Source organism: Accumulibacter sp., assembly GCF_029255125.1.
GTDB lineage: Bacteria > Pseudomonadota > Gammaproteobacteria > Burkholderiales > Rhodocyclaceae > Accumulibacter.
Genome location: NZ_JAPUVR010000011.1, coordinates 1 through 4,183 on the forward strand (window position 1 = coordinate 1; position 4,183 = coordinate 4,183).

The following is a 4,183-nucleotide window of genomic DNA, read 5'->3' on the forward strand; positions in this document are numbered from 1 at the left end:
CCGAAGTTGACATTGTCATTATACCCTGCGCCCCGCGTTGCCGGAGCGTAGGCTCGGGATTTTTTCACAGCCTCTCAGCCTGGTGCAGATGTCGGCAAGCGCGATATGACGCGCTCCTGTAAACGAGCGAATAGCGAAAAATCACCTTTGAACATGTCTGCACAACAAGTCTGCAGGACATGGCTGACCTCGCGCGCCGATAGCGGGGCCAGATCACGAATCTTCCCAGCCAACTCCGGAATAAGCTCGATTCTCAATGTTGCAACGTCGCGCAAATCGAAGCGATGGAGCACCGACTGACGATCAATTCGAATGGGATGCTTTGGAAACTGCCCGTTGGATAACTGTCCGACAATCGCACGCCAACCGGATTGATCTTGTGGTGAGAACTCGAACTTGACGCCAGCGACGCTGTTCTGCAGTAGCAGTTCAAGGCCGTAAACATCACTCTCTTCGTTGATCACGGACAAACCAAAGAGTTCGGCAACATCCTTGATGGCCAAGTGAAGTTCGCGAGACTGCTCGGAGAAGCTGTTTGCTTTCTTGCTCATCATCACTTCTCGAAAATCCGACGCTCGATCTCGTAGGCCTTGCTGGGTACGGCACGTTCAGGATCACGCCTTAGCCGCTCGAGCTCGGTGTCGGGGATGCGGGGCATTCACTTCTCCGCTGGTCAGGCCTATACACAGTGTTGCGAAACAATCTCAGGAACGGCACACTATACACCGTGTGTATATCTGTCAAGCGCGAGGCTTCAATGCAGGCTCCAGCGTTCCTAGACTTGGTCCATCAAGCGAGGTTTTCTGCGATGGGCAAGCGCATGCAAGTGGCCGACTCGGCCAAGACGAACAAGGATGAGGCCGGCGGCTTCGGCGAGCGCCTGGCCGGCCTGCGCAAGGCCGCCGGCTTCACCCAGGTGGAGCTGGCCGCCGAGCTGGGGATTTCTCAGCGCATGGTGGCCTACTACGAGAGTCCGGCGGCCACGCCACCGGCCAATCTGCTGCCGCAGATCGCCGCCGCGCTAGGCGTGACCATCGATGAGCTGTTCGGCGTGGGCAAGCGGCGCCTGGCCAAGCAGGACGGCGACAGCCGGATGCGTCGGCGCCTGCTGGCCATCGAGAAGCTGGACGTGGCCGACAAACGCCAAGTGCTTCAGCTGCTGGATGCGTTTATCGAGCGCGGGCAGTTGGAGCGCAAGGTGGAGAGCCGCGCTTGAGCACAGGCATGAGCACCGGCAACGACGGCGCCCCGCAGCTGGAGTTCACATGGGACCCGGCCAAGGCGGCCTCGAACCTCGGCAAGCACGGGGTGTCGTTCGCGCAGGCCGCCACCGTGTTGCTCGATGCGCTGGCCTTGACGGTCTTCGATGCCGAGCACAGCGAGTTCGAGAAACGATGGTTCACGCTGGGGATGTCCAGCGAGGGGCGGCTGCTGGCGGTGTCGCACACCTACACGGCCACGGGGTCCGATACCGCCAGGGTGCGGATCATTTCGGCGCGCGAGGCCACCCGCAACGAGCGCCGGCAGTACGAGAACGAGCCGCGATGAGCAAGCGCATCAGCGGCCCGATCAGCAGCCCTATAAGCAGCTAAAGGAAGAAGGTGACCACCATGGGAACGCAAGCCAGTCCGCACGACGACATGCCCGCCGAGATCGACTTCTCCAAGGGAACACGCGGGAAGTTCTTCAAGTCCGGGGCGGCAGTGAACCTGCCGGTGTACCTCGACGCCGAGGTGCAGGCCTATCTCTCAGCGCGCGCCAAGGCTCGCGGTGTCGAGGTCGGCCAGCTCGTCAATGAGCTGCTGCGCAAGGACATCGAGTTGATCGAGGCGGCGAGGTAGGCCGGCCGGAAGTAGCAACGCCCGCGCAAGGCGGGCGTTTGGTTCGGTAGAGGCACGCGACAGCAGCGTGCTATAGCTGCCTTACAGCGTCTTCCCAAGGAATCGCGCTTGGCAGTTCATGGATCACGCCTTCACGGGTAACGAGAAGCGGACCGTTCCCAGCAAGGGCAGACGATGGGTTCCGTGTCCGCACGAAGTCCGCTGTGTTGAAGAAGAACACCCATCCTTTCTCGATCTCTCTCGTGGAGTCGGACAAGATTTCGAATTGATCCCCCGCAGCCTGGGCAAGCTGATCAATCCTCTGGCGAGCGAGCGCAATCGCAGATTTACGGTTGAGGCTAGGCATCAGTTCGTCCTCAGCAGCTGGAAAGTCTTGAAGCCTTCAAGTGATGCCGCTCGCCCGGTCTGACCATCCAGAAATCTCACCACTCCGTTCTGATTTACGACGTTGAACACGTGGCCGACTTCACCGCTACCGCGTGATCCAAAGACGATTCCTCGTGCGCCCGGACCTGCAGCCGACAACGCTTCCGAAATGCTACCGATCGAGCTAGGCGCCCCGAACCGTCCGCCGAATGTCTTCTCCAAAACATCGATTCGGAACGGTCCACCGCCAAGGGCCGAGGCTGGTCGGCCTGCCAATGTCGCGTCGGTGGCAATTGCGCAATTGACGCAGTTCATCTTGCCGCCAATCGCGTTCACGCCGCGGATGGAGCCTGCTTCCTTTGCGGCATCTAATCTCTACTAGTGAGCAAAGTACTAGCGATCTTCCAGAAGTCAGATCGGAAGACAGACTCCTTATCTAGTTGCAAAGCCAAGGTGAGAGCCAATAGTTCCTTCTTGGAAACACTGGCTAGTGGAACATGCTCCTCCAATACGGACAAAACGAACGACTCGCAGGCCATCTCGACCTCGGCAGCCTCAATGAAGTGCTCGACATTCTCCCGGCCCTCCTTCGATAGCTGCGCCGCATAGCGGTTGAAGACGGTTCGAAAGCGACCGTCGATGGCGTGGTATTCGGTCTTGTCCATGATCAAGGGTTCGGTGCGACGTTGATCGGGTAGGCTGTAGAAATCTTGCCCGCGTAATTCGGATGATTCGGCGGATAGAAGTCCACGCGGATAGTTACACCATCCCGCGTACCGATGGCATACGGTGAGTTCCACTTCCCAACCCCCGTAGTCGATCGCGGATCGGTGGCAACGTCAGACACATGGTGAAGGATCTTCTTGTCGCTCCAACCTGCAGGGAACTCGGTCTTTCCAGATATGCCGGTCCCTGCACGATGGCGATTCAGTATGTGGGCCGCTCCTCGGTGCTCGGTCAGATCGACCAAGTCTTTCGTTGCCCCCTTTGCGGCTTCAGAAGTGGTCTTTGCCCCCTTTGCGGCAACAGCGAACGCCGCCGCGTCCCGTCGTACAACGACCCCGAACCCCCAACACCGGCGCGGCTTCGCAGCCCGTTTATCCCGACGCAAACGGCATTGTACCGGGCGAGACCCCCTGACGCACTTTTTGCGGCACGGGCGCGCGCGGAAGGGATTTTCTCTTCAGCCGCCTCGCCCCTCAACGCCTGGCGCGGCGCCGATTCCGTCAAGGGCTTCGGCACCACCGCATTGAACAACGCCCCACAGTGCGGGCGTTGTCAGCCTCATGGCTTACGGAACAACCTGCCAACCAAGGCCGCCGATTTCTGCTTGGCGAACGCCTGAAGCTGCGAAGTCTTCTGCTGATCGCTAAACAGGCTGACCACCCTGTCCCAGTTCAGTTGAAGCAGGTTCGCCATGGCCGCAGGGTCTGGCGGCTTGCCAAGCTGCTGCTGAGTGACAGAGTTGTCCACGAACTCGAGGACGTATTCGAGCTTGTGCCACCCTGCAGCGCTGCTTCCCGCATCGACGAAGACTTGTCCGCGATCACGCGCGAAGCGAAGTGAGAACGGCGCCCCCACCATCACCAGCGCAGCATTGCCGAACTCCTGTGGCCTGTAGTCGCTTGCACTTGGCACAAGGCCATTGCCAACAACGAAGGAGAACGCAGGCGCGATGTCTGAAGTGGACCCCAAAATCAAGACAAAATCTGGTGTGTTTAAGCTGGGCACGTGACTTGTAACCGTTCACACCCCCCTGGCCACCAGCACCGTTGTGCTTGACGAATCAACACCTTGCCACGGAGCAGGAGGCAACAAGGCAGGGGGGTGTGAACGGTTACCGTGACTTCATTAGCAGCTGGACGGCGCTGCCCCGGTTTCGCCTCTGGTTTGGTTGGTTTGTGCTGTTGCTTTTGATGTGGCTTCTGCGGCGGGAGAAACGCCTGTGGAGCGTAGCGGAACAGGGGTTTCTCCCG

Annotated in this window: 9 protein-coding genes; 3 read left to right on the plus strand and 6 right to left on the minus strand. The window is 59.6% G+C overall.

Features of this window, described 5'->3' with window-relative positions:
• Positions 1-74: 74 nt before the first annotated feature.
• Positions 75-551 carry a hypothetical protein gene (locus Q1L59_RS00420; protein WP_300327325.1) on the minus strand — a complete coding sequence of 159 codons (477 nt, stop codon included), beginning with the start codon at positions 549-551 and terminating at the stop codon, positions 75-77.
• Between the two features lie 257 nt (positions 552-808).
• On the opposite strand from Q1L59_RS00420, the gene Q1L59_RS00425 reads away from it, so the two are divergent.
• The 3 genes from Q1L59_RS00425 to Q1L59_RS00435 all read left to right on the plus strand — a co-directional run bounded on the left by Q1L59_RS00425 (position 809) and on the right by Q1L59_RS00435 (position 1,841).
• Positions 809-1,216 carry a helix-turn-helix transcriptional regulator gene (locus Q1L59_RS00425; protein WP_300327326.1) on the plus strand — a complete coding sequence of 136 codons (408 nt, stop codon included), beginning with the start codon at positions 809-811 and terminating at the stop codon, positions 1,214-1,216.
• Between the two features lie 8 nt (positions 1,217-1,224).
• A complete protein-coding gene (locus tag Q1L59_RS00430; RefSeq protein ID WP_300327327.1) occupies positions 1,225-1,548 on the plus strand; it encodes a BrnT family toxin in 324 nt (107 codons plus the stop codon).
• A 62-nt stretch (positions 1,549-1,610) separates the two neighbouring features.
• The gene (locus Q1L59_RS00435; RefSeq protein ID WP_300327328.1) at positions 1,611-1,841 is read left to right on the plus strand and encodes a hypothetical protein; all 231 of its coding nucleotides are present in this window, start codon (positions 1,611-1,613) and stop codon (positions 1,839-1,841) included.
• A 70-nt stretch (positions 1,842-1,911) separates the two neighbouring features.
• Here Q1L59_RS00435 and Q1L59_RS16660 read toward each other — a convergent pair whose 3' ends face one another.
• The 5 genes from Q1L59_RS16660 to Q1L59_RS00450 form a co-directional block, all read right to left on the minus strand.
• Positions 1,912-2,187, minus strand: a complete 276-nt coding sequence (locus tag Q1L59_RS16660) for a YrhB domain-containing protein (protein WP_366145599.1) — start codon at positions 2,185-2,187, stop codon at positions 1,912-1,914.
• On the minus strand, positions 2,187-2,543 hold the full coding sequence (locus Q1L59_RS00440) for a toxin glutamine deamidase domain-containing protein (RefSeq protein WP_300327329.1): 357 nt from the start codon (positions 2,541-2,543) through the stop codon (positions 2,187-2,189). Before Q1L59_RS00440 ends, Q1L59_RS16660 begins: the two co-directional genes overlap by 1 nt.
• A 32-nt stretch (positions 2,544-2,575) precedes the next feature.
• Positions 2,576-2,872 (minus strand): hypothetical protein, encoded by a 297-nt coding sequence (locus Q1L59_RS00445; RefSeq protein WP_300327330.1) that lies wholly within the window; start codon positions 2,870-2,872, stop codon positions 2,576-2,578.
• 2 nt (positions 2,873-2,874) lie between these two features.
• Entirely contained in the window at positions 2,875-3,318 is a 444-nt protein-coding gene (locus Q1L59_RS16665) for an EndoU domain-containing protein (RefSeq protein WP_366145600.1), read from the minus strand.
• Positions 3,319-3,491: 173 nt separating this feature from the next.
• Positions 3,492-3,938, minus strand: coding sequence for a hypothetical protein (locus tag Q1L59_RS00450; protein ID WP_300327331.1), 447 nt, complete (start codon positions 3,936-3,938; stop codon positions 3,492-3,494).
• Between the last annotated feature and the right edge of the window lie 245 nt (positions 3,939-4,183).

Excerpts from the sequence above, each read along its gene's own strand:
- Q1L59_RS00420 (WP_300327325.1), bottom strand. The coding sequence starts at position 551 with ATGAGCAAGAAAGCAAACAGCTTCTCCGAGCAGTCTCGCGAACTTCAC.
- Q1L59_RS00425 (WP_300327326.1), top strand. The coding sequence starts at position 809 with ATGGGCAAGCGCATGCAAGTGGCCGACTCGGCCAAGACGAACAAGGAT.
- Q1L59_RS00430 (WP_300327327.1), top strand. The coding sequence starts at position 1,225 with ATGAGCACCGGCAACGACGGCGCCCCGCAGCTGGAGTTCACATGGGAC.
- Q1L59_RS00435 (WP_300327328.1), top strand. The coding sequence starts at position 1,611 with ATGGGAACGCAAGCCAGTCCGCACGACGACATGCCCGCCGAGATCGAC.
- Q1L59_RS16660 (WP_366145599.1), bottom strand. The coding sequence starts at position 2,187 with ATGCCTAGCCTCAACCGTAAATCTGCGATTGCGCTCGCTCGCCAGAGG.
- Q1L59_RS00445 (WP_300327330.1), bottom strand. The coding sequence starts at position 2,872 with ATGGACAAGACCGAATACCACGCCATCGACGGTCGCTTTCGAACCGTC.